This is a genomic window from Streptomyces sp. NPDC031340 (genome assembly GCF_055569945.1).
In genome coordinates this window covers 29391-54632 of the sequence record NZ_JBVIIE010000060.1, presented here as the reverse complement: position 1 = coordinate 54632, position 25242 = coordinate 29391, and the positions used below count along the sequence as shown (strand labels likewise).

The following is a 25242-nucleotide window of genomic DNA, read 5'->3' as shown; positions in this document are numbered from 1 at the left end:
CGCCCGGTTACATTCCGAACCCGGAAGCTAAGCCTTACAGCGCCGATGGTACTGCAGGGGGGACCCTGTGGGAGAGTAGGACGCCGCCGAACAAACTTTGAAAGGGTTGGGCCCGGAACTTCGGTTCCGGGCCCAACCCTTTTTTGTTGCACGTCACTTGAAGTTCACGTTGCGCAACCACCATCCGCAGCATGGGTACTGCTGCAATGCTCAGAGCCGCGGGCGTCGGGCCCGGTGACGAGGTCGTCGTGCCGGCGTTCGGGAACGTCGACGTCGCCGAGGCCGTCCGCCTGACCGGGGCGCTTCCGGTGTTCGCGGACATAGATCCGCTCACGTACTGCCTCGACCCGTCCGCCGTCGAGGCGGCGACAACTCCGCGGACCGCGGCCCTCGTTGCCGTGCACCGCTTTGGGCGGCCGGCCGACGTCGCGCGGCTGCACGGTGTCGGGCAGCGGCACGGGCTCCTGGTGCTGGAACAGGGGGAGTCCGAGGCGCCGTACGACGAGGTGGCTCAGCGCAGGGAGCGGGCGGCCTACCTCGACGCCAGGCTGAGGGGGGTGCGTACGCCCGACAGCGGTGAGGGGCACACCTACCAGCAGTACGTGGTGCGCGTACCGGGCAACGGACGGCCGGACCGGGACGCGTTCGCGCGAGCCGTACGGGCCAGGGGAGTCGAGTGCCGGGTGCCGGTGAAGACCCCCGTGCACCGACTGCCGGAATTCCGTAGCTGCGTGTCGCTTCCGGAGACCGAGCTCGCGGCCGACGAAACCCTTTCGCTGCCCGTCGACGCCACCCTGACCCGGCGGGACATGCAGCGGATCGTGGCCGCCTGCAATGCGCTCGGAGGACTGCTCCAACCCGCCTTCTGACGGAGTTGGGAGCAGCCATGTGTTCGGGGTATGATCTATTCCGTTGCCGCCGGGGGAAACTCCGAAAAGGCGACCGGCCCCTATAGCTCAGTCGGCAGAGCGTCTCCATGGTAAGGAGAAGGTCAACGGTTCGATTCCGTTTGGGGGCTCCAGAGAAAAGGCCCCGCCCTCTCGGGCGGGGCCTTTTCGCGTCTCCCAGCGTCTCTCAGTCCTTGTGGGGGACCGGAACCCGCATCGCCAGGATCGCCATGTCGTCCGAGGGCGCGTCCGAGGCGAAGCGCTCCACCGCGCGCATGATGCGAGCCGCGACCGCGCCCGCCGTCAGACCCGTACAGGTCGTCAGAACCTCGGCCAGGCCGTCGTCGCCCAGCATGCGGGTGCCCTCGCGGCGCTCGGTCACGCCGTCCGTCACACACAGCAGGACGTCGCCGGGGTCCAGGGTGACCGTCTGCTCGTACAGCTCCAGGTCCTCCATGACGCCCAGCAGCGGCTGAGGCTCCGCCGCCGGTTCCACCGTGCCGTCCTGGCGCAGCCGCAGCGGCAGCGGGTGTCCGGCGCAGACCACCTTGAGGACCGCGCTGCCGTCGTCCTGGGGCCACAGCTCGCCGTACAGCAGGGTCAGGAAGCGGCTGCGGGCGCCCTCGTCGAGGATCGCCGAGTTCAGGCGCTCCAGGACCGCCGGGCCGCCGAAGCCCTCCCGGGCCAGCAGCCGCAGCGCGTGCCGGGCCAGGCCGGTGACCGCGGCCGCCTCCGGGCCCGTACCGCAGACGTCGCCGATCGCGAAACCGTAGGCGCCGTCGCTGATCGGGAACAGGTCGTAGAAGTCGCCGCCGACCTCGTTGCCCTCGCCGGCCGCGCGGTAGATGACCTCGACCTCCACGCCGTCGATCCGGGGGAGCTCCGGGGGCAGGAGACTGCGCTGGAGGGACTGGCTGATGGCCGTGCGCTCCGAATACAGGCGGGCGTTGTCCAGGGCGAGCGCCGCGCGGCGGCTCAAGTCCTCCGCGAGTTCCAGTATTTCCTGGCGGAAGTGCTCGTCGGTGGGCTTGCCCAGGGTCAGCATGCCGATGACGCGGTTGCGGGCCACCAGAGGCAGCACGACGGTCTCGCCGCCGACCGCCGAGGCCGTGGCGAGGGTGGGCCCGATGCCCGAGGCGACCCGGTAGGTGGGGGCGCCGCCGAGACCGAGGCTGCGCATCGAACTGCGCAGAGCGGCCTGGTGGGCCACCTCGCCGGGAGCCGGCCAGACGCGGGCGCCGGGCGTCGGTACCGGATCGGGCGGCGGGATCTTCGACAACAGCGACTTGATGCCGTCGATGAGTTCTTCGTCCTCGTGCAGCACGTACGACAGGTACGGCTCGGAAGCCTGGTCGGCGATCGTGTAGACGGCGCACCAGGTGGCGAGGGTCGGGACCGTCATCTGCGCCATCAGGGCGAGGGTCTGGTCGCGGTCCAGGGTGCCGGCCAGCAGGTCGGAGGCCTCCACGAGGAAGCTGAGGGAGCCTCGGCGCAGCCGCTCCAGTTCGCCCAGGCGGGCCGACTCGACCGCCAACGCGATCCGGTCCGCGGCGAATTGGAGGCGCAGCGCCTCTTCGTTGGAGTACCTGCCGGGGGCCTCGGCGGCCACGCCGAGAGAGCCGGTGAGACGGCCCTCGACCTTCAGCGGGACCGTGACGACGGAGCGCATGCCGGTGCCGGTGAGCAGCGGCACGGCGCCGGGTACGGCCGTCAGGTCGTCGTGGACGGCCGGCATGCGGGCGGAGCCGTAGCGGCCCGGGCCGGCCTCGACGGGGACGCGGGCGAAGCGCTGGCGGGCGGAGGGCAGGCCCGTCGAGGCGCGGACCTCCAGCTCGGTCTCGTCGTCGGTCGCCAGGAGCAGGAAGGCGGCGTCCGCGTCGAGCATGTCGCGGGCGCGCTCCACCGTGCGCTGCAGGAGGCCGTCGAGGTCGTCCGGGGCCGGGGAGCCGATGAACACCTCGAAGGGGTCGGCGCTCTGTCCCTCGGAGACGGTGGCCTTGTCCGAGGCGGGACCCCGCAACGGGGTCTGCAGAACGGCGCGTTCGTGGTCGCGGACGAGGAGGCAGACCGTGGACGGCTCGCCGTCGGTGTCGCGGACGCGGAGGTGGGAGGCATACACCGGCAGGACACGGCCGTTGGCGCCCCTTATGCCGTAACTGCCCTCCCAGCGGGAGAGTTGGAGTGCCTCGGCGATGCCCGTGCTGGTGCCGGGGGTGTGCGGCCAGGCCGCCAGGTCGGTCAGCGGCTTTCCGACGACCTGTTCGGCCGGGTAGCCGAAGAGGTCCTCCGCGTCCTCGTTCCAGGCGGTGAGCGCGCCCGCGCGGTCGATCTGGACGACCGCGACGCGTACCCGGCTGTCGGCCAGCGGAAGGAGGTCGGCGGGCAGCGTCGGGCCCGCGGCGCGCGTCCCGACCGGGCGGTCGGGGAGGTCGAGCTGGAACCAGACCTGCTTGTGGGTGGGCGTGTACTCCACGCCCCAGCGGCCGGCCAGCGCCGCGCACAGCTGGAGCCCGCGGCCGCCCTCGCGGTCGGGGCTGCCCATGGTGGCGGGCGAGCCCTGGAGGGGGATCTCGCGCTCCGGGTAGCGGTCGGAGACCTCGACGCGCACGCCGTGGTCGCTGCGCAGGCACAGCACGTCCGCGGAGGTGCCCGCGTGCACCACGGCGTTGGTGACCAGTTCGCTGGTGAGCACCACGGCGTCGTCCACGATGTCGGCGAAGCCCCAGCCCTGGAGCGTGTCGCGGACGAAGGAGCGGGCGCTCGCGACCGATCGCCCCACGGGCTCGAAGCTGGCGGCCGCGCGCGCGGTGATCACAGCACTCCTCGTCCGGTTGTCGATGTGCGGGGCCCCCTGGCCGACCGGATCGTGCCGCTGGTACGGCAGACCGCCCGTCGGCCGGTGGTCCGGGGGCTGTCCCCCCGGGATCAGTCCGGTGGTCATGTGTGCGGCCGCCCCTCCGATGCCCGCTCGTACTCGTGCCACCGCCCAGGCCGGACGGACCGGCGCGGCTGGACAGCCGCATGCAAGGTTACTTACCTTCGCCGTCCGTGCGGATGCCGGTCCGCAGTGTTTCCGCCCGCAGGGTGGTGTGCGGACGATGTGCGAAGCTGCCGAACTGTTATGGCCTGGTTCGGCCGGGGTGAAACACTGGGCAAGCTTCTTGTGAAAGTCCGGGCAGGCTGCGTGTCTTCCACATACGACGGGCAGCAGCCCTTGATGTGAGCTGAGGCATCGGGCAGCAAGGCGCGGCAGTGACAGGTACCCCGAGAGGCGGTACCCGAGTACGGCGGCAACGGTCGAACCCTCCGGGAGGGAACAAGTGGAGTCTGGCGCGGCGACGCGGGCCACTGGGACGCGCGCGAAAGGCGGACAGCCCCTGGGCGGTCGACGCACACCGCGCGGTGGCACCACCGCGGTGGACACGGCTGCCCTGAACCGGCTGCTGGCGGCCCTGGCGGCCATGCGGGACGGGAACTTCCGCAAGCGCCTCACGGTGTCCGGGGACGGCGTGATGGCGGAGATCGCGGCCGTCTTCAACGAGGTGGCCGACCGGAACCTCCATCTGACCGGCGAACTGTCCCGGGTGCGCCGCATGGTGGGGCGCGAGGGCAAGCTCACGGAGCGGCTGGAGACGGGCGCCTGCGAGGGGTCCTGGGCGGCCGCCATCGACGCGTCGAACGCCCTCGTGGACGACCTCGTGCGGCCGGTCTCCGAGGTCGGCCGGGTGCTGGCGGCCGTGGCGGACGGTGACCTGTCGCCGCGCATGGAGCTGCGGTCGCAGTCGGCGGACGGCGGCGGGCATCCGCTGCGCGGGGAGTTCCTGAAGGTCGGGCGCACCGTCAACAACCTGGTCGACCAGTTGTCGACGTTCACCGACGAGGTCACCCGCGTGGCCAGCGAGGTGGGCACCGAGGGCAAGCTGGGCGGGCAGGCACGGGTGCGTGGCATGTCGGGTTCGTGGAAGGACCTCACGGACTCGGTCAACACGATGGCGTACCGGCTGACCGCGCAGGTGCGGGACATCGCGCTCGTCACGACCGCGGTGGCCAAGGGCGACCTGTCGCGGAAGGTGACGGTTCACGTCGCCGGCGAGATGCTCGAGCTGAAGAACACCGTCAACACGATGGTGGACCAGCTGTCGTCGTTCTCCTCCGAGGTCACGCGGGTGGCCCGGGAGGTCGGTGTGGAGGGTGAGCTCGGCGGTCAGGCGCAGGTGCCGGGCGTGGCCGGGGTGTGGAAGGACCTCACCGACTCGGTGAACCTGATGGCCGGCAACCTGACGGCCCAGGTGCGCGGCATCGCCCAGGTGACCACCGCCGTGGCCAACGGCGACCTGTCGCAGAAGGTGACCGTGTCGGCGCGCGGCGAGGTCGCGCAGCTCGCGGACACCATCAACCAGATGACCGAGACGCTGCGGATCTTCGCGGACGAGGTCACCCGGGTGGCCAACGAGGTCGGCGCGGCGGGACAGCTGGGCGGGCAGGCGAACGTGCCCGGCGCCGCCGGCACCTGGAAGGACCTCACCGACTCCGTCAACACGGTGTTCCGGAATCTGACCATTCAGGTGAGGGACATCGCCGCCGTCACGACGGCCGTGGCCAACGGTGACCTCTCGCAGAAGGTCACGGTCGACGTGGCCGGCGAGATGCTGGAGCTGAAGAACACCGTCAACGGGATGGTGGACCAGCTGTCGTCGTTCGGTTCCGAGGTCACGCGGGTGGCCCGCGAGGTCGGTGTGGAGGGTGAGCTCGGCGGTCAGGCGCAGGTGCCGGGCGCGGCCGGGACGTGGAAGGACCTGACCGACTCCGTCAACACGGCGTTCCGCAACCTCACCGGACAGGTGAGGAACATCGCCCAGGTGACGACGGCGGTCGCCAACGGCGACCTGTCGCAGAAGGTCACCGTGGACGTCTCCGGCGAGATGCTGCAGCTGAAGAACACCGTGAACACGATGGTGGACCAGCTGTCGTCGTTCGCCGACCAGGTGACGCGGATGGCCCGGGACGTGGGCACCGAGGGCCGCCTCGGCGGGCAGGCGGTCGTGCCGGGAGTGTCCGGCACGTGGAAGGAACTCACCGACTCCGTCAACTTCATGGCGGGCAACCTCACCTCGCAGGTGCGGCAGATCGCCCAGGTGACGACCGCGGTGGCGCGCGGTGACCTCTCCCAGAAGATCGACGTCGACGCGCGCGGCGAGATCCTCGAGCTGAAGAACACCATCAACACGATGGTCGAGCAGCTCTCCGGCTTCGCCGACCAGGTGACCCGGGTGGCCCGCGAGGTGGGCACCGAAGGACGTCTGGGCGGTCAGGCGCAGGTGCCGGGCGTGGCCGGCGTGTGGCGGGACCTGACCGACTCCGTGAACGGGATGGCGTCCAACCTGACCGGCCAGGTCCGCAACATCGCGCAGGTGGCCACGGCGGTGGCGCGCGGTGACCTCTCCCAGAAGATCACCGTGGACGCGCGCGGGGAGATCCTGGAGCTGAAGAACACCCTGAACACGATGGTGGACCAGCTGTCGTCGTTCGCCGAGGAGGTCACCCGGGTCGCCCGCGAGGTGGGCACCGAGGGCCAGCTGGGCGGTCAGGCCGAGGTGCAGGGCGTCTCCGGCACCTGGAAGGACCTCACCCAGTCCGTCAACTTCATGGCGAACAACCTGACCATCCAGGTCCGCAACATCGCCGAGGTCACCACCGCGGTCGCCAAGGGCGATCTGTCGAAGAAGATCACCGTCGACGCGAAGGGCGAGATCCTCGAACTCGTCACCACCGTCAACACGATGGTCGACCAGCTGTCGTCCTTCGCCGAGCAGGTGACCCGGGTGGCCCGTGAGGTGGGCACCGAGGGCATCCTGGGCGGCCAGGCGCACGTGCCGGGCGTCACCGGCATCTGGAAGGACCTCAGCGACAACGTCAACCTGATGGCCAAGAACCTGACCATGCAGGTGCGCAACATCTCCCAGGTCGCGGCGGCCGTCGCCAACGGCGACCTGACCCGGACGGTGACGATCGAGGCGCGCGGCGAGGTCGCGCAGCTCGCCGACACCTTCAACACCATGGTGAAGACGCTGAGTTCGTTCGCCGACCAGGTCACCAAGGTGGCCCGCGAGGTGGGCACGGACGGCATCCTGGGCGGGCAGGCGCACGTACCCGGCGTGGCCGGCACGTGGAAGGACCTCACCGAGTCCGTGAACCAGATGGCGTCCAACCTGACCGGCCAGGTGCGCAACATCGCCATGGTCACCACCGCCATCGCCAAGGGCGACCTGACGAAGAAGATCGACATCGACGCGCGGGGCGAGATCCTCGAGCTGAAGACGACCATCAACACGATGGTGGACCAGCTGTCGTCGTTCGCCGAGGAGGTCACCCGGGTGGCCCGTGAGGTGGGCACCGAGGGGCAGCTCGGCGGCCAGGCACGCGTGCGGGACGTCGACGGCACCTGGCGCGACCTGACCGAGTCGGTGAACGAGATGGCCGGGAACCTCACCCGGCAGGTGCGCGCCATCGCGCGCGTGGCGACGGCGGTGACCCGCGGCGACCTGAACCTGAAGATCGACGTCGACGCGTCCGGCGAGATCCAGGAACTGCAGGACTACATCAACAAGATGATCGCCAACCTGCGCGACACCACGATGGCGAACAAGGAGCAGGACTGGCTCAAGGGCAACCTCGCGCGCGTGTCCGCCCTGATGCAGGGCCGGCGCGACCTGCAGGACGTGGCCTCGCTCATCATGAGCGAACTGCCGCCCCTGGTGGCCGCGCAGCACGGCGCGTTCTTCCTGGCGATGCCTCCGGCCGACGGCAAGGACGGCGGCGACGAGTACGAGCTGCGGATGCTGGGCTCGTACGGCTACTCGATGGGCTCCATGCCGACGTCGTTCCGGCCCGGCGAGGCGCTGATCGGGACGGCCGCCCAGGAGAAGCGCACCATTCTGGTGGAGAACGCGCCCAGCGGCTACCTGAAGATCTCCTCCGGGCTCGGCGAGGCCCCGCCCGCGCAGGTGATCGTCCTTCCGGTGCTGTTCGAGGGCCAGGTGCTCGGCGTGATCGAGCTGGCGTCGTTCACGCCGTTCACGCAGATCCAGAAGGACTTCCTCAACCAGCTCGCGGAGATGATCGCCACCAGCGTCAACACCATCTCGGTGAACACCAAGACCGAGCAGCTGCTGAAGCAGTCGCAGGAGCTGACCGAGCAACTGCGTGAGCGCTCGGCGGAGTTGGAGAACCGGCAGAAGGCGCTCCAGGCGTCCAACGCCGAACTGGAGGAGAAGGCCGAGCTGCTGGCGCAGCAGAACCGCGACATCGAGGTGAAGAACACCGAGATCGAGGAGGCGCGGCAGGTCCTGGAGGAGCGCGCCGAGCAACTCGCGGTCTCCATGCGGTACAAGAGCGAGTTCCTCGCCAACATGTCGCACGAGCTGCGCACGCCGCTCAACTCGCTGCTGATCCTGGCCAAGCTGCTCGCCGACAACGCCGAGGGCAACCTGTCGCCGAAGCAGGTGGAGTTCGCCGAGACCATTCACGGCGCCGGCTCCGACCTGCTCCAGCTGATCAACGACATCCTGGACCTGTCGAAGGTCGAGGCGGGCAAGATGGATGTCTCGCCGACGCGCATCGCGCTCGTCCAGCTCGTCGACTACGTGGAGGCCACCTTCCGGCCGCTGACCGCGGAGAAGGGCCTGGACCTGTCCGTGCGGGTCTCGCCGGAGCTGCCCGCCACCCTGCACACCGACGAGCAGCGGCTGCTGCAGGTGCTGCGCAACCTGCTGTCCAACGCGGTGAAGTTCACCGACTCCGGCTCGGTGGAGCTGGTGATCCGGCCGGCCGGCGCGGACGTGCCGCAGTCCATCCGGGAGCAGCTGCTGGAGGCCGGTTCGCTGACCGACCCGGACGCCCCGCTGATCGCGTTCTCCGTCACCGACACCGGTATCGGCATCGCGGCCAGCAAGATGCGGGTGATCTTCGAGGCGTTCAAGCAGGCGGACGGCACGACCAGCCGCAAGTACGGCGGCACGGGCCTGGGCCTGTCCATCTCGCGGGAGATCGCCCAGCTGCTCGGCGGTGAGATCCACGCGCAGAGCGAACCGGGACGCGGCTCGACGTTCACGCTGTATCTGCCGCTGCACCCCAGCGAGCTGCCGCCGCAGGGCTACCAGCAGCCGGTGCCCGCCCTGGAGGCCGGTGACCTGGTGGCCGCCTCGGACCTGTCCCAGCTGTCCGAGGCGCAGATCGAGACGCCGGCCGAGGTGAAGTCGTACCAGGAGACGCAGAACGGGGCCGCGGCGCTGTTCCGGCGCCGCCGCAAGCCCGGACCGGACGCCGGGGCGCGCACGGTGACGCCGGAGCGGCGGCCGGACGCCGGGCAGAGCGAGGCGCCACGGGGGCGGCGCGGCATCCGGTTCGGCGGGCACAAGGTGCTGATCGTCGACGACGACATCCGCAACGTCTTCGCCCTGACCAGCGTCCTGGAGCAGCACGGGCTGTCCGTGCTGTACGCCGAGAACGGCCGCGAGGGCATCGAGGTGCTGGAGCAGCACGACGACGTGGCGGTCGTCCTGATGGACATCATGATGCCCGAGATGGACGGGTACGCGACGACCACGGCGATCCGCCGGATGCCGCAGTTCGCGGGCCTGCCGATCATCGCGCTGACGGCGAAGGCGATGAAGGGCGACCGGGAGAAGGCGATCGAGTCGGGCGCCTCCGACTACGTGACCAAGCCGGTCGATCCGGATCATCTGCTGACGGTGATGGACCAGTGGATGCGGGCCGAGTGAACGCGAGGAGCGAGGTGCCCGCGAAGCCGCCGATCCGGTGGGGCCGGGACCGTGTAGAAACGGGGGATCCGGGGAACCTTCTGGTCTCCCGCCCCGTTTCCGCTGCGTGCACAGTGACATCACGGTGACAGGGTGTGGCGATGGGCGGGGTGCGGCTACGATGACCGGCACAAGGACGGGCGGCGCAAGGGAGTCGTCCCCTGGGGCGGCACCCGAGGGTGTCGTCCCGAGTCCTAAGGACAGGGGAGGCCCCACGCCGGGGCGAGGAGGGCGGGCCATGGTGCAGAAGGCCAAGATCCTCCTGGTCGATGACCGGCCGGAGAATCTGCTGGCGCTGGAGGCCATCCTCTCCGCGCTCGATCAGACGCTGGTGCGGGCATCGTCCGGGGAGGAAGCGCTCAAGGCACTGCTGACGGACGACTTCGCGGTGATTCTGCTGGACGTCCAGATGCCGGGCATGGACGGTTTCGAGACGGCCGCGCACATCAAGCGGCGGGAACGCACCCGGGACATCCCGATCATCTTCCTCACCGCGATCAACCACGGCCCCCACCACACCTTCCGCGGATACGCGGCGGGCGCGGTCGACTACATCTCCAAGCCGTTCGACCCGTGGGTGCTGCGCGCGAAGGTGTCGGTTTTCGTCGAGCTGTACATGAAGAACTGTCAGCTCCGGGAGCAGGCGGCGCTGCTGCGGTTGCAGTTGGAGGGCGGCGACAAGGCCGCGGCCGGCGAGTCCAGGGAGCCGGCCGGCCTGCTCGCCGAGCTGTCGGCGCGGCTCGCGGCGGTCGAGGAGCAGGCCGAGGCGCTGTCCAAGCAGCTCGACGACGAGTCGGCGGACGCGGCGGCGGTGGCCACCGCGGCCCATCTCGAACGCAAACTCACCGGGCTGCGGCGGGCGCTGGACGCGCTGGAGCCGGGTACCGGGAGCACCTCCTCGGTGACCTCCTAGCACCCGGACGCGGGCCCGCGGTCCGCACGGGCTGCCCCTGTGCCTCACCTCGCGTACCCACGGCCCAGCCGCTCCGCCGCAACCGGTGAGCCCGCGTCAGCTTGCGTCCGCCGCAAGGGCGACACGAACGGGTGAAGCAGTGGGCACACGTGTCCGCGGCCGTCTCCACCGGTAATCTCACACCCATGGCCTCACGTCCCTCCGCAGCCAAGAAGCAGCCCGCGAAGAAGGCGGCCGCTCCGGCGAAGGCTCCGGCGAAGCAGGCCGCCGCGAGGAAGGCCCCGGCCAAGAAGGCGCCCGCGAAGAGGGCGGCGAAGAAGTCCGCGCCTCCGCCCAGGCCGGCGCCGAGCCCGACCGGGGGCCTCTTCCGCATCGTGCGCGCCCTCTGGCTGGGCGTGGCGCACGCCGTGGGCGCCGTCTTCCGCGGGATAGGGCAGGGCGCCAGGAACCTCGACCCGGCACACCGCAAGGACGGCGTCGCGCTGCTGCTGCTCGGCATCGCCCTGATCGTCGCCGCGGGGACCTGGGCCGACCTGGAGGGCCCCGTCGGCGACCTCGTCGAGATCCTGGTGACCGGCTCCTTCGGCCGTCTCGACCTGCTCGTGCCGATCCTGCTCGCGGTCGTCGCGGTGCGCCTCATCCGGCACCCCGAGAAGCCCGAGGCCAACGGCCGCATCGTGATCGGCCTGTCCGCGCTCGTCATCGGCGTGCTCGGCCAGGTCCACATCGCCTGCGGCGCCCCCGCCCGCAGCGGCGGCATGCAGTCCATAAGGGACGCCGGCGGCCTCATCGGCTGGTCCGCGGCGACCCCGCTGACGTACGCCATGGGCGAGGTGCTCGCCGTGCCGCTGCTCGTGCTGCTGACGGTCTTCGGGGTGCTCGTGGTGACGGCCACCCCGGTCAACGCGATCCCGCAGCGGCTGCGGATGCTCGGGGTGCGGCTCGGGCTGGTCCACGACCGGCCGCAGGACCTGACCGACGAGGACCTGCGCTACGACGAGCAGTGGCGCGAGGCGCTGCCCGCCGACCCGCGCCGGCGCGGACCGGCCCCGGATGTGTACGACCCCGACAGCGCCGAGCAGGAGGCCCTCTCGCGGCGCCGTGGCCGCCCCAGGCGCTCCGCGGTGCCGCAGCCGGACATGGAGCGTCGGATGGACGCCGTGGACGTCGCCGCGGCCGCCGCCGCCGCGCTCGACGGCGCGGTCCTGCACGGCATGCCGCCCTCGCCGCTGGTCGCCGACCTCACCCACGGCGTGAGCGCCGGCGTCGGCGACCGCGAGCAGACCACCCCGGTCCCCACCGCCACGCCCGCCCCGGTGCCCGCCGCACGTCCGAAGCGGGAGAAGCCGAAGGAACCGGGAGAGCCGGAGAAATCGGGCTCGGGTGTCGCGGACCTCACCAAGGCACCGCCCGAGGTGCCCCGCGACCTGCCCGCGCGCGCGGAGCAGCTTCAGCTCGCCGGCGACATCACGTACGCCCTGCCGTCCCTGGACCTGCTCGAGCGCGGCGGCCCGGGCAAGGCGCGCAGCGCCGCCAACGACGCCATAGTGGAGGCGCTGACCACCGTCTTCACCGAGTTCAAGGTCGACGCCCGGGTCACCGGCTTCACCCGGGGCCCGACGGTCACCCGCTACGAGGTCGAGCTCGGTCCCGCCGTGAAGGTGGAGCGGATCACCGCGCTGACCAAGAACATCGCGTACGCCGTCGCCAGCCCGGACGTGCGGATCATCAGCCCCATCCCGGGCAAGTCGGCGGTCGGCATCGAGATCCCGAACACCGACCGCGAGATGGTCAACCTCGGCGACGTGCTGCGCCTCGCGGCGGCCGCCGAGGACGACCATCCGATGCTGGTCGCGCTGGGCAAGGACGTCGAGGGCGGCTACGTGATGGCGAACATCGCGAAAATGCCGCACGTGCTGGTCGCCGGAGCCACCGGCTCCGGCAAGTCGTCCTGCATCAACTGCCTGATCACCTCGATCATGATGCGGGCGACCCCGGAGGAGGTCCGCATGGTCCTCGTCGACCCCAAACGCGTCGAGCTGACCGCCTACGAGGGCATCCCGCACCTGATCACGCCGATCATCACCAACCCGAAGCGGGCCGCCGAGGCGCTGCAGTGGGTCGTCCGCGAGATGGACCTCAGGTACGACGACCTGGCGGCGTACGGCTACCGGCACATCGACGACTTCAACGCGGCCGTGCGGGTGGGCAAGGTGAAGGCGCCCGAGGGCAGCGAACGCGAGCTCCAGCCCTACCCGTACCTGCTGGTCATCGTCGACGAGCTGGCCGACCTGATGATGGTCGCCCCGCGTGACGTCGAAGACTCCATCGTGCGCATCACGCAGCTCGCGCGGGCGGCGGGCATCCACCTGGTGCTCGCCACCCAGCGACCGTCGGTCGACGTCGTCACCGGTCTGATCAAGGCGAACGTGCCCTCCCGGCTGGCCTTCGCCACCTCCTCGCTCGCCGACAGCCGCGTCATCCTCGACCAGCCCGGCGCCGAGAAGCTCATCGGCAAGGGCGACGGACTGTTCCTGCCGATGGGCGCGAACAAGCCGGTCCGCATGCAGGGCGCCTTCGTGACCGAGGAGGAGGTCGCGGCCGTCGTCCGGCACTGCAAGGACCAGATGGCGCCCGTCTTCCGGGACGACGTCACCGTGGGATCCAAGCAGAAGAAGGAGATCGACGAGGAGATCGGCGACGACCTCGACCTGCTGTGCCAGGCGGCCGAACTGGTCGTCTCCACGCAGTTCGGGTCGACGTCGATGCTCCAGCGCAAGCTGCGCGTCGGCTTCGCCAAGGCCGGCCGGCTCATGGACCTCATGGAGTCCAGGGGGATCGTGGGACCGAGCGAAGGCTCCAAGGCACGTGACGTTCTGGTGAAGGCAGACGAGTTGGACGGAGTGCTCGCGGTGATCCGCGGGGAGGCTTGAGAAGGGGAGGCTTGAGAACGAGCCCCGACCGGCGTGCCGGCGATGCCTGATCGTGACTCAGCCGTGAGGAATCCGCGAGCAACCCTTTCCCCACGGCGAACGTCAAGTTGGGGTAAGCGTCAAGCAGTGACCCCACCATCGGCGTGTCCGGCCATACCGATGGGCTACAAAGTCCGACCGCCCGGTTGCCCCACCCTTTTCCACCCCCCCTAGACTGAACCTCCAGCACAGGTGGCTTAAACGCTCGAAAGGCGCCCCCGTGTCCATCGCCAACTCACCTGAAGACGAGCGTCCGTTCGAAGACGACCGCGAAGAAGCCCGCCTCCCTGTCGGCCGCGCCCTGAAACAGGCGCGCATCGACGCCGGGCTGACCGTGGACGACGTCAGCAACGCCACCCGGGTCCGCATCGCCATCGTGCACGCCATCGAGGCGGACAACTTCGCCCCCTGCGGCGGGGACGTCTACGCACGGGGTCACATCCGGACCCTGGCCAAGGCCGTCCACCTGGATCCGGCGCCGCTGCTGGCCCAGTTCGACGCCGAGCACGGCGGCCGCCCCGCCCCGACCCCGGCGGCTCCGCTGTTCGAGGCGGAACGCATCCGCCCCGAACGACGCGGGCCCAACTGGACCGCGGCCATGGTCGCCGCGATCGTCGCCGTGGTCGGCTTCGTCGGCTTCACCGCCTTCCGGGGCGGCGACGACAGCGGCGCCGACACCCAGGTCGCCGAGGGCTCCACGCCCACGGCCGCCAAGTCCACCTCCACCACGCCCAAGGGCGGCAAGCCCGCCGACCCCACGCCCGGCCCCTCCGACAGCGCCATCGCGGCCGCGCCCCAGGACAAGGTGACCGTCCAGGTCAGCGCCGCCGACGGACGCAGCTGGATCTCGGCCAAGGACCACAACGGCCGGCTGCTGTTCGACGGACTGCTCAAGCAGGGCGAGTCCAAGACCTTCCAGGACAGCGACAAGATCAACCTGGTCCTCGGCGACGCGGGCGCGATCCAGCTCTACGTCAACGGCAAGAAGATCGAGGACGACTTCCAGCCCGGCTCAGTGGAGCGGCTGACGTACACCAAGGGCGACCCGCAGGTCGGATGACGGACCGGACCGGCGCACCGCCGGCCGGACAGCGGGCCGGAACAGCGGACCGCCGGCCGGATCAGCGGGCCGCGGCGCAGGACGTACGGGGTTGGCCGGGATCGGCCAACCCCGTCGACGTGGGCCGTCAGTGAGACAAAGTAGTCTTGAGCGCATGCCTGAACGCCGTACCGTCGCACTGGTCACCCTTGGCTGCGCCCGTAACGAGGTGGACTCGGAGGAGCTCGCAGGCCGCTTGGAGGCGGACGGCTGGGACCTCGTGGAGGACGCCGCCGACGCGGACGTCGCTGTCGTCAACACCTGCGGATTCGTCGAGGCCGCCAAGAAGGACTCCGTCGACGCCCTCCTGGAGGCCAACGATCTCAAGGGCCACGGGAGAACCCAGGCCGTCGTGGCGGTGGGCTGCATGGCCGAGCGGTACGGCAAGGAGCTCGCCGAGGCCCTCCCGGAGGCCGACGGCGTGCTCGGCTTCGACGACTACGCCGACATCTCCGACCGCCTGCAGACCATCCTGAACGGCGGCATCCACGCCCCCCACACCCCGCGCGACCGGCGCAAGCTGCTGCCGATCAGCCCCGCCGAGCGGCAGCAGTCCGCCGCCGGCGTCGCGCTGCCCGGGCACGGCCCGGCCGACCTCCCGGAGGGCGTCGCCCCGGCCTCCGGCCCGCGCGCGCCCCTGCGCCGCCGGCTGGACGGCTCCCCGGTCGCCTCGGTGAAGCTCGCCTCCGGCTGCGACCGGCGCTGCTCCTTCTGCGCCATCCCGTCCTTCCGCGGCTCCTTCATCTCCCGCCGCCCCGGCGACGTGCTCAACGAGACGCGGTGGCTGGCCGAGCAGGGGGTGAAGGAGGTCATGCTGGTCTCCGAGAACAACACCTCCTACGGCAAGGACCTGGGCGACATCCGCCTGCTGGAGTCCCTGCTGCCCGAGCTCGCCGAGGTCGACGGCATCGAGCGGGTCCGGGTCAGCTACCTCCAGCCGGCCGAGATGCGCCCGGGGCTCATCGACGTGCTGGCCTCCACGCCGAAGATCGCCCCCTACTTCGACCTGTCCTTCCAGCACTCCGCCCCCGGCGTGCTGCGCGCGATGCGCCGCTTCGGCGACACCGACCGGTTCCTGGAACTGCTCGACACCATCCGCGGCAAGGCCCCGCAGGCCGGTGTCCGCTCCAACTTCATCGTCGGCTTCCCCGGCGAGTCCGAGGCCGACCTGGCCGAGCTGGAGCGCTTCCTCAACGGTGCGCGGCTGGACGCCATCGGCGTCTTCGGCTACTCCGACGAGGAGGGCACCGAGGCCGCCGGCTACGACGGCAAGCTCGACCAGGACGTCGTCGCCGAGCGGCTGGCCCGCGTCTCCCGGCTGGCCGAGGAACTCGTCTCGCAGCGCGCGGAGGAGCGCGTGGGCGAGACCGTGCACGTGCTCGTGGAGTCCGCCGACGACGAAGGCGTGTACGGCCGCGGGGCGCACCAGGCCCCCGAGACGGACGGCCAGGTGCTGCTCACGGGCGGCGAGGGCCTCGTCGCCGGCCGTATGGTCGAGGCGAAGGTGGTCGGCACGGAGGGTGTCGACCTGGTGGCCGAGCCGCTGACCGGCTCGCTCGGATGTAGTGAGGAGGCGGGCAGATGACCGGAGTGCCGGCATCGGCGGCGAACGGCTCCTCCAAGGCGGCTTCCTCGAGAGCCGCCGGCACCACCGATTCCGAGACGGCGGGCGGCGCCCGGCCCGCGCGGGGCGGAAAGCTGGCGGCCGCGGCCGTCAACCAGGCCAGCGTGTGGAACATCGCCAACCTGCTGACCATGCTCCGGCTGCTGCTCGTACCGGGCTTCGTCGCACTGATGCTGGCCGACGGCGGATACGACCCGGCGTGGCGCTCGCTGGCCTGGGCGGCCTTCGCCGTCGCCATGATCACCGACCTGTTCGACGGTCACCTGGCGCGCACCTACAACCTCGTCACCGACTTCGGGAAGATCGCCGATCCCATCGCCGACAAGGCGATAATGGGGGCCGCGCTGATCTGTCTCTCCGCGCTGGGCGACCTGCCGTGGTGGGTGACGATCGTCATCCTCGGCCGGGAACTCGGGATCACCCTGCTGCGTTTCCTCGTCATCCGCTACGGCGTGATCCCGGCGAGCCGCGGCGGCAAGCTGAAGACGCTCACCCAGGGCGTCGCGGTGGGGATGTACGTCCTGGCGCTCACCGGCTGGCTGGCGACGCTGAGGTTCTGGGTGATGGGAGCGGCGGTCGTCCTGACCGTGGTGACCGGCCTTGACTATGTGAGACAGGCCATTGTGCTGCGCAGACAGGGAATCGCCGCCCGCAGGTCCGCGTCGGAGGAGACGGAAGCGTGAGTTCCGAGGCCGCCGAACTGGTGCGACTACTGACCGTGAGGGGCGAGACCCTGGCCGTCGCCGAGTCGCTGACCGGCGGCCTGGTCGCGGCGGAGATCACGGCGGTCCCCGGGGCCTCCAAGGTCTTCCGCGGCTCGGTGACGGCCTACGCGACCGAACTCAAGCACGACCTGCTGGGCGTGGACGCGACCCTGCTGGCCCGGCGCGGGGCGGTCGATCCGCAGGTCGCGGCGCAGATGGCGGTCGGCGTCCGCAAGGCGCTCGGCGCCGACTGGGGCCTGGCGACCACCGGCGTGGCCGGCCCCGCTCCCCAGGACGGCCAGCCGGTCGGCACCGTTTTCGTCGCCGTGGACGGGCCGTTCGGCCCTGGCACCGGTTCTGCCGCTGGCGGAAAAGTGGAGGCCCTGCGGTTGAACGGCGACCGCGCGGAAATTCGTATGGAGAGTGTACGGAGCGTGCTCGCGCTGCTGCTGAGGCAGCTCGCGGGCGAACAGACCGGAAATGAGCTGGCACAGGATACGGAACAGAACGGGGGGTTTTGATGTTTGCAGCCCTGAGTGAACACGACATCGCTCCCCGCACGGCCGCGGCGCGAGGCGGTACGGTGGGGCGAGAAGGATGCGGCTACGCGGTCCGAGGAGGGAGCCACCGATGATTCTGCTCCGTCGCCTGCTGGGTGACGTGCTGCGTCGGCAGCGCCAGCGCCAGGGCCGTACTCTGCGCGAAGTCTCCTCGTCCGCCCGAGTCTCACTCGGCTATCTCTCCGAGGTGGAGCGGGGGCAGAAGGAGGCTTCCTCCGAGCTGCTCGCCGCCATCTGCGACGCGCTGGACGTACGGATGTCCGAGCTCATGCGGGAAGTGAGCGACGAACTCGCCCTCGCCGAGCTGGCCCAGTCTGCTGCGGCCACCCCCAGCGAGCCCGTACCCACGCGGGTTCGTCCGATGCTGGGTTCCGTGTCGGTGACCGGTGTGCCACCGGAGCGGGTGACCATCAAGGCGCCCGCCGAGGCGGTGGACGTGGTCGCCGCATGACACTCACGGGCGGTCGCCGCGTGGCACTCACGCGCGCGGCCGTGTGACACGGTACACGCATGCGAGGCCCCGGCCGGGGTTTCTCCAGATCGGCGGATCGACAGATCGCCCAGATCGTCTGGAGAGGCGCCGGCCGGGGCCCTCGTGCATGGTGGGAGGAGCCGGGCCGGCGGGCCGGGCGGTGGGCGGTGCGCCCAGGTGCCCCTCGGTACGCCCTGTCCGCGGGCGCGGAAGGCGCCGTAGCGTCGGGCTGGAGGTGACGTCCATGGCACGGCCGGCGGTGCGCTGGGGGACGGTGGCCGGGCTCGGCGTGCTGTGGTGGTGGGCGGTGCTGCGGATCGTCCTGGCGCCCGGCGCGGGCGTGCTGGAGGCAGCCGTCGCGGCCGGGGGTTGGGGGCTGAGCCTGTTGCCGGTGCACTGTGTGCCGAAGGAGCGGGCGGTGGGTGCCGTCGCGGAGGCGCGGAAGGGCCGCCCGGCTACCACGGCATCGCCACCCCGCCGTTCGGACGCAGGATCTGACCCGTCGTGAAGGACGACGCGTCGGAGGCCAGGTAGAGCACGGTGTGGGCGACGTCCTCCGGTTCGCCGACCCGGCCCAGCGGGGACGTCCGGGCCATCAGCGCCTCGGTCCTGGCTTGTTCCCCGGCCTCGTGGCGGTCGGTCATGGGCGTGCGGATCCAGCCCGGCGCGACCGCGTTCACGCGGATCCCGTGCCGGCCGACCTCGCTCGCCAGCGTCCTGGTCAGCTGGACCACGGCCGCCTTGGCGACGCCGTAGCAGAGCAGGCCGGGACGGCCGGTGTCGATGGCGCCGGACGCCATGGTGATGATGCTGCCGGCGGTCTCGCGGGCGAGCATCAGCCGCGCGGCCTCCTGGCAGGCGTACAGCACCCCCTTGAAGTTGACGTCCAGGACCCGGTCGAGGTCCTCGTCCCGGGTCTGCAGGACCGGGCTGGTGTGCATGATGCCGGCGATCGCGGCCATCACGTCCAGGCGTTCGCAGACGGCGACGGCCCGGCGCAACTGTTCGCGGTCGGTGACGTCGAGGCGGTGGGTGCGGGCCGTGCCGCCGGCCGACTCGATCAGGGCCGCTGTCTCGCGCAGGCCCTCGGGGTCGCGGTCGGCGCAGTGGACCGTGGCGCCGGCTTCGGCGAGCAGCACGGCCGAGGCGCGGCCGATGCCGCCCGCGGCCCCGGTGACGAATGCGGTGCGTCCGGTGAGGTCGTACGCCTTGACGGTCATGAGGGGACCGTACGAAGATTTCTGACGGTCCGTCAATTATTTCTCGCCTGCTTCGTCGACTGCTTCGCGGATTGCCTCGTCAATCGCTCGTGCGGCGTGCTGTTCCGCGCATCGGCGGCGAGTGGGGCGCGGGGCCCGACTGGCAGAACGGGCACCAGTACGTGGGGCGTTCGCGGGAGCCGTCGCCCTGGTCGGCCACCCGCACGGGCGTCCCGCAGCGCAGGCAGGGGCGGGGCGCGCGGCCGTACACGAACAGGTCCTGGCCGCGGCGGCCGGTCGTGCTGCGGACCGGGCGTTCGCGGTTGGCCTCCAGCAACTTCTTCGCGAGCATGGGCAGTTGCGTGGTGCGGTCGGCGGGCAGGGCGCCTACGGGGAGCCATGGGGTCACGCCGAGCAGGAAGCAGAGCTCGCTCTTGTACACGTTGCCGATGCCGGCGAGGTTGCGCTGGTCGAGCAGGGCCTCGCCCAGCGGGCGGGCGGGGTCCGCCAGGACGTTGGCGAGGGCCAGGTCCGGGTCCCAGTCCGGGCCGAGGAGGTCGGGGCCGAGATGGCCGACGGCGCGCTCCTCGTCGCGGGTGCGCAGCAGCTCCAGGACCGGGAGGCGGTAGCCGACGGCCGTGCGGTCGGCGGTGCCGAGGATCGCGCGGATCTGGTGGGCCGGGCCGCCGGTCCAGCGCCGGCCGGGCTCGTACACCTTCCAGGCGCCGTCCATCCGCAGGTGCGAGTGGAGCGTCAGGCCGCCCTCGACGCGGGTCAGCAGGTGCTTGCCGCGGGGGGTGACGTCCAGGACGGTGCGGCCCGTGAGGTCGGCCGTGGCGAACCGGGGCACCCGCAGGTCGCTGCGGGTCAGCACCCGGCCGGCGAGGGCGCCGTGCAGCCGCTTCGCCGCCTGCCAGACCGTGTCTCCTTCGGGCATGGGTCAAGGGTTGCACGGGGCGGGGCGTCGAGGGTGGCTCCGTTCAGGCGCGCAGCCGGAGGCCGCGGGGGGTCGCTATGAAGCCCGCTCCTTCCAGCAGGGCGCCGATGGGGGAGGTGAGGGCCGGCACGCCGTTGATCCGCTCCACCGTGACGGTGCCGAGGGAGCCCGCGCGTGCGGCCGTGGCCAGGGCGGCGGAGGCCCGGGGCAGGCGGGGGTCGTCGGGGCCCGGGCCGTCCGTGTCGGCGGGCCAGGCCAGCAGGGTCTTGCCGCCGCGCTCCATGTACAGCGTCAGCTCACCGTCGACCAGGACCACGAGAGAGCCCGCCTTGCGGCCGGGTTTGTGTCCCGCGCCGGTCGGGGGTTCCGGCCAGGGCAGAGCCGCGCCGTAGGCGTTCGCGGGATCGGCTGCGGCCAGGACGACGGCTCCGGTGTCGGGAGCGCGCTGAGGACCGCGGTGCGGGGAGACGGGGCCGAAGGACCGGTGGCGGTCGGCAGCGGGCAGCGGATCGCGGAAGCCCTGGCCCGCCAGGTCGCGGGGGGACGTGTACTCGTGCGGGGCGGGGTTCCAGGAGGCGAAGTCGTCGGGGCCGGGGGCGCCGAATTCGGGGTCGGGGTGGGGGAACGGCTGGTCGTCGGGCAGGGCGAAGCCGTCGACGCCGGTGAGCGCGCCGTTCCCGGAGGGCCGGTCCGGCAGGGGCTCGCCCCGGTCGCGGGCGTTCGACACCGCGCGCAGCCGGTCCACCGCGCCGTCCATCGCGAACTGGGCCGCGCCGAGTCCCTCCACCACGTAGCCGCGGCGTGCCTGGCCGCTCTCCTCGAAGACGGACAGGACGCGGTACGTCGCCGAGAAGCCGCCCTCGACGCCCTCCGCGGCCACCGCACCCCGGGTGACCACGCCGTGCCGGTCGAGCAGGGTGCGGGCCAGCGCGTGCGCGCGCACCGTCGCATCGGGCTCGCGCGCCGGGAGCAGCGACCAGCGGCCGGCGACCGTGGGCGGGCCGGTGCGGGAGGCGGTGCGGGCGGCGGCGGTCAGGGAGCCGTAGCGGCCGCGCGGGACCGCGCGCTTGGCACGGTGGGCCGTGGAACCGGCGGTGCGGCCCGAGCCCAGCAGGGACCGCAGGGGCGCGAGCGTGTCGTTGGTCAGGCGTCCGGACCACGCCAGGTCCCACACGGCGTCGGCGAGCTGGGGGTCCGTGGCGTCCGGGTGGGTCGTCGCGCGGACCTGGTCGGCGATCTGGCGGAAGAACAGGCCGTAGCCGCCGGAGAGGGCGTCCAGGACGGACTGGTGGAGCGCCGTCAGCTCCAGCGGGCTGGGCGGGGGCAGCAGCAGCGGAGCCGCGTCCGCCATGTAGAGCGAGAGCCAGCCGTCCTTGCCGGGTAGGGCGCCCGCGCCGGCCCACACCACTTCTCCGGAGGCCGTCAGCTCGTCCAGCATCGCGGGGGCGTAGTCCGCGACGCGGGACGGCAGGACCAGCTTCTCCAGGGCCGACGCGGGAACGGAGGCGCCCTGCAGTTGCTCGACGGCGCGCACCAAGCCGTCGACGCCGCGCAGTCCGTGCCCCTTGCCGATGTGCTGCCACTGAGGCAGGAACTGGGCGAGCGCGGCCGGGGGCACCGGCTCCAGTTCGTGCCGCAGCGCGGCGAGGGAACGACGGCGCAGCCGCCGCAGCACCGCCGCGTCGCACCACTCCTGTCCGATGCCCGCCGGGTGGAACTCACCCTGCACGACCCGGCCGCCCGCGGCGAGGCGCTGCAGGGCGCCCTCCGTGACCGCGACGCCGAGGCCGAAGCGGGCCGCCGCCGTGACCGACGTGAACGGGCCGTGGGTGCGCGCGTAGCGTGCGAGGAGGTCGCCGAGGGGATCCTTCACCGGTTCCGTGAAGGCCTCCGGGACGCCGACCGGCAGCGCCGTGCCGAGCGCGTCGCGCAGCCGGCCCGCGTCCTCGATCGCCGCCCAGTGTTCGGCGCCGGCGACGCGGACGCGGATGGCGCGCCGGGCCCCGGCGAGTTCCCGGGCCCAGTGCGGCTGCGCGCCGCGTTCGGCCAGCTCGGCGTCCGTGAGGGGGCCTAGCAGACGCAGCAGGTCGGCCACGCCTTCGGCGTCCTTGACGCGTCGGTCCTCGGTCAGCCACTGCAGCTCCCGCTCCAGTTCGGCCAGCACCTCGGCGTCCAGCAGTTCGCGCAGCTCGGCCTGGCCGAGCAGCTCGGCCAGCAGGCGCGAGTCCAGGGACAGGGCGGCCGCGCGGCGCTCGGCGAGCGGGGAGTCCCCCTCGTACAGGAACTGGGCGACGTACCCGAACAGGAGGGAGCGGGCGAACGGTGACGGCTCCGGTGTGGTGACCTCGACCAGGCGCACCCTGCGCGACTCCAGGTCGCCCATCAGCTCGACCAGTCCGGGCACGTCGAACACGTCCTGGAGGCACTCGCGGACCGCCTCCAGGACGATCGGGAACGAGCCGAACTCGCTCGCCACCTGCAACAGCTGGGAGGCGCGCTGACGCTGCTGCCACAGCGGGGTGCGCCGGCCGGGGTTGCGGCGCGGCAGCAGCAGCGCGCGGGCGGCGCACTCGCGGAAGCGGGAGGCGAACAGGGCCGAGCCGCCGACCTGGTCGGTGACGATCTGGTCGACCTCGCCCTTGTCGAAGACGACGTCCGCGGCGCCGACGGGGGCCTGCTCGGCGTCGTACTCGCTGCCCGCCCTCGCCGGTTCCTGGTCCAGCAGGTCCAGGCCCATCAGGTCGGCGTCGGGCAGGCGCAGGACGATGCCGTCGTCGGCGTGCATGACCTGCGCGTCCATGCCGTAGCGCTCGGAGAGCTTGGCGCCGAGCGCCAGCGCCCACGGGGCGTGGACCTGGGCGCCGAAGGGGGAATGGACGACCACCCGCCAGTCGCCGAGCTCGTCACGGAAGCGCTCCACGACGATCGTGCGGTCGTCCGGGACGTGGCCGCAGGCCTCCCGCTGTTCGACGAGGTAGGACAGGACGTTGTCCGCCGCCCAGGCGTCCAGCCCCGCCGCGAGGAGGCGGAGGCGGGCGTCCTCCTTCGACAGCGCGCCGACCTCGCGCAGGAACGCGCCCACCGCGCGACCCAGTTCCAGCGGGCGGCCCAGCTGGTCGCCCTTCCAGAAGGGGAGGCGGCCCGGGACGCCGGGGGCGGGGGAGACGAGGACGCGGTCGCGCGTGATGTCCTCGATGCGCCAGGAGCTGGTGCCGAGCGTGAAGACGTCCCCCACCCGCGACTCGTAGACCATCTCCTCGTCCAGCTCGCCGACCCGGCCGCCGCCCTTCTTGGGGTCGGACCCGGCGAGGAAGACGCCGAACAGACCGCGGTCCGGGATCGTGCCTCCGGAGGTGACGGCGAGACGCTGGGCGCCGGGGCGGCCCGTGACGGTGCCGGTGACGCGGTCCCACACCACGCGCGGGCGCAGCTCGGCGAAGGCGTCGGAGGGGTAGCGGCCCGCGAGCATGTCCAGGACCGCCGTGAACGCCGACTCGGGGAGAGAGGCGAAGGGGGCGGCGCGGCGGACCGTGGCGAGCAGGTCGTCCACCTGCCAGGTGTCCAGCGCCGTCATCGCGACGAGCTGCTGGGCCAGCACGTCCAGGGGGTTGGACGGCACCCGCAGGGACTCGATGGCGCCGGTGCGCATGCGTTCGGTGACGACGGCTGCTTGGACGAGGTCGCCGCGGTACTTCGGGAAGACCACGCCGGTGCTGACCGCGCCGACCTGGTGTCCCGCGCGCCCCACACGCTGGAGGCCGGAGGCCACGGACGGGGGCGACTCGACCTGGACCACGAGGTCGACCGCGCCCATGTCGATGCCCAGTTCGAGGCTCGAGGTGGCCACGACGGCGGGGAGGCGGCCGGCCTTGAGGTCCTCTTCGACGAGGGCGCGCTGTTCCTTGGAGACCGAGCCGTGGTGGGCGCGGGCGATGACGGAAGGGGCGCCCTGGGCCGCCCCGGAGCCGCCCATCAGCTGGGCGGGCGCGTGGTGCTCGTCGAGGGTTTCGCCGGTGGCCCGTTCGTAGGCGATCTCGTTGAGGCGGTTGCAGAGGCGTTCGGCGAGGCGGCGGGAGTTCGCGAAGACGATCGTGGAGCGGTGGGACTGGACCAGGTCGGTGATCCGCTCCTCGACGTGCGGCCAGATCGACGGGCGTTCGGCGCCCTCCGAGCCGTCGGCGACGGGGGAGCCGCCCAGCTCGCCCAGGTCCTCCACCGGGACGACCACCGAGAGGTCGAACTCCTTGCCCGACACCGGCTGGACGATCTCCACCTTGCGGCGGGGGGAGAGGAAGCGGGCGACCTCGTCGACCGGGCGGACCGTCGCCGACAGGCCGATGCGGCGGGCCGGCCGCTTGAGCAGCTCGTCCAGACGCTCCAAGGAGAGCGCCAGGTGGGCGCCGCGCTTGGTGCCCGGCACGGCGTGGACCTCGTCGAGGATCACCGTGTCGATGCCGGCGAGCGCGTCGCGGGTGGCCGACGTGAGCATCAGGAACAGGGACTCGGGGGTGGTGATCAGGATGTCCGGGGGGCGGGTGGCGAGCGCGCGGCGCTCGGCTGCCGGGGTGTCGCCCGAGCGGATGCCGACCTTGATCTCGGGTTCGGGCAGGCCCAGGCGTACGGACTCCTGGCGGATGCCGGTCAGGGGGCTGCGGAGGTTGCGCTCGACGTCGACCGCGAGGGCCTTGAGGGGGGAGACGTAGAGGACTCGGCAGCGCTTCCTCGGGTCGGCGGGTGGGGGTGTGGACGCCAGTTCGTCCAGTGCGGCGAGGAAGGCGGCCAGGGTCTTGCCGGAGCCGGTGGGGGCGACTACCAGCACGTCCGAGCCCTCGCGGATGGCCTGCCACGCGCCGGCCTGGGCGGCTGTGGGCGCGGAGAAGGCGCCCGTGAACCAGCCACGGGTGGCGGGGGAGAAGCCGTCCAGGGCTCGGTGTGCGGAGCTGGCCATGGGTCCATCCTGCACCCGGGGACTGACAACGCGGGGTGCCTGCGGCGGCCTGCGCGGGTTCGGTGGGGTGCGGGTGCCTGCGGTGGTCTGCGGCGGCTTTGTGGGGGT

At 71.8% G+C, this 25242-nt stretch carries 14 protein-coding genes, 1 tRNA gene and 1 rRNA gene; 12 read left to right on the top strand and 4 right to left on the bottom strand.

What is annotated here, in order from left to right:
• The 3 genes from rrf to ACZ5GT_RS33630 all read left to right on the top strand — a co-directional run.
• Positions 1-92 (top strand): 5S ribosomal RNA (gene rrf / locus ACZ5GT_RS33640); the annotation flags it as partial.
• Between the two features lie 114 nt (positions 93-206).
• Entirely contained in the window at positions 207-869 is a 663-nt protein-coding gene (locus ACZ5GT_RS33635) for a DegT/DnrJ/EryC1/StrS family aminotransferase (RefSeq protein ID WP_469033988.1), read from the top strand.
• A gap of 76 nt (positions 870-945) precedes the next feature.
• Positions 946-1021, top strand: a tRNA-Thr gene (locus tag ACZ5GT_RS33630).
• 53 nt (positions 1022-1074) lie between these two features.
• On the opposite strand, the gene ACZ5GT_RS33625 is transcribed toward ACZ5GT_RS33630, so the two are convergent.
• Positions 1075-3828, bottom strand: coding sequence for a SpoIIE family protein phosphatase (locus tag ACZ5GT_RS33625; protein WP_469033983.1), 2754 nt, complete (start codon positions 3826-3828; stop codon positions 1075-1077).
• Between the two features lie 379 nt (positions 3829-4207).
• Here ACZ5GT_RS33625 and ACZ5GT_RS33620 point away from each other — a divergent pair, with 379 nt between their 5' ends.
• The 9 genes from ACZ5GT_RS33620 (at position 4208) to ACZ5GT_RS33580 (ending at position 18558) form a co-directional block, all read left to right on the top strand.
• Entirely contained in the window at positions 4208-9667 is a 5460-nt protein-coding gene (locus tag ACZ5GT_RS33620) for a HAMP domain-containing protein (protein WP_469033982.1), read from the top strand.
• A gap of 277 nt (positions 9668-9944) precedes the next feature.
• The gene (locus tag ACZ5GT_RS33615) at positions 9945-10619 is read left to right on the top strand and encodes a response regulator (RefSeq protein WP_469033980.1); all 675 of its coding nucleotides are present in this window, start codon (positions 9945-9947) and stop codon (positions 10617-10619) included.
• Between the two features lie 185 nt (positions 10620-10804).
• Entirely contained in the window at positions 10805-13552 is a 2748-nt protein-coding gene (locus tag ACZ5GT_RS33610; RefSeq protein ID WP_469033978.1) for a DNA translocase FtsK, read from the top strand.
• 259 nt (positions 13553-13811) lie between these two features.
• Entirely contained in the window at positions 13812-14651 is an 840-nt protein-coding gene (locus ACZ5GT_RS33605; RefSeq protein WP_469033976.1) for a helix-turn-helix domain-containing protein, read from the top strand.
• A gap of 154 nt (positions 14652-14805) precedes the next feature.
• Complete coding sequence (gene rimO, locus ACZ5GT_RS33600; protein WP_469033974.1) at positions 14806-16275, top strand: 30S ribosomal protein S12 methylthiotransferase RimO; 1470 nt, start codon at positions 14806-14808, stop codon at positions 16273-16275.
• Positions 16272-16997 (top strand): CDP-diacylglycerol--glycerol-3-phosphate 3-phosphatidyltransferase, encoded by a 726-nt coding sequence (gene pgsA, locus ACZ5GT_RS33595; protein ID WP_469033972.1) that lies wholly within the window; start codon positions 16272-16274, stop codon positions 16995-16997. Before rimO ends, pgsA begins: the two co-directional genes overlap by 4 nt.
• On the top strand, positions 16994-17539 hold the full coding sequence (locus tag ACZ5GT_RS33590; protein ID WP_469033970.1) for a CinA family protein: 546 nt from the start codon (positions 16994-16996) through the stop codon (positions 17537-17539). The genes pgsA and ACZ5GT_RS33590 overlap by 4 nt, the downstream gene beginning before the upstream one ends.
• Positions 17540-17648: 109 nt before the next feature.
• Positions 17649-18029, top strand: coding sequence for a helix-turn-helix domain-containing protein (locus tag ACZ5GT_RS33585; RefSeq protein ID WP_324789644.1), 381 nt, complete (start codon positions 17649-17651; stop codon positions 18027-18029).
• A 265-nt stretch (positions 18030-18294) separates the two neighbouring features.
• A complete protein-coding gene (locus tag ACZ5GT_RS33580; RefSeq protein ID WP_469033968.1) occupies positions 18295-18558 on the top strand; it encodes a hypothetical protein in 264 nt (87 codons plus the stop codon).
• Here the strand turns inward: ACZ5GT_RS33580 and ACZ5GT_RS33575 are convergent.
• The 3 genes from ACZ5GT_RS33575 to ACZ5GT_RS33565 all read right to left on the bottom strand — a co-directional run bounded on the left by ACZ5GT_RS33575 (position 18506) and on the right by ACZ5GT_RS33565 (position 25134).
• Complete coding sequence (locus tag ACZ5GT_RS33575; RefSeq protein ID WP_469033967.1) at positions 18506-19270, bottom strand: SDR family NAD(P)-dependent oxidoreductase; 765 nt, start codon at positions 19268-19270, stop codon at positions 18506-18508. The two genes, ACZ5GT_RS33580 and ACZ5GT_RS33575, sit on opposite strands and share 53 nt — an antisense overlap.
• Positions 19271-19349: 79 nt before the next feature.
• A complete protein-coding gene (locus tag ACZ5GT_RS33570) occupies positions 19350-20186 on the bottom strand; it encodes an Fpg/Nei family DNA glycosylase (RefSeq protein WP_469033965.1) in 837 nt (278 codons plus the stop codon).
• Positions 20187-20229: 43 nt separating this feature from the next.
• On the bottom strand, positions 20230-25134 hold the full coding sequence (locus tag ACZ5GT_RS33565; RefSeq protein ID WP_469033963.1) for an ATP-dependent helicase: 4905 nt from the start codon (positions 25132-25134) through the stop codon (positions 20230-20232).
• Between the last annotated feature and the right edge of the window lie 108 nt (positions 25135-25242).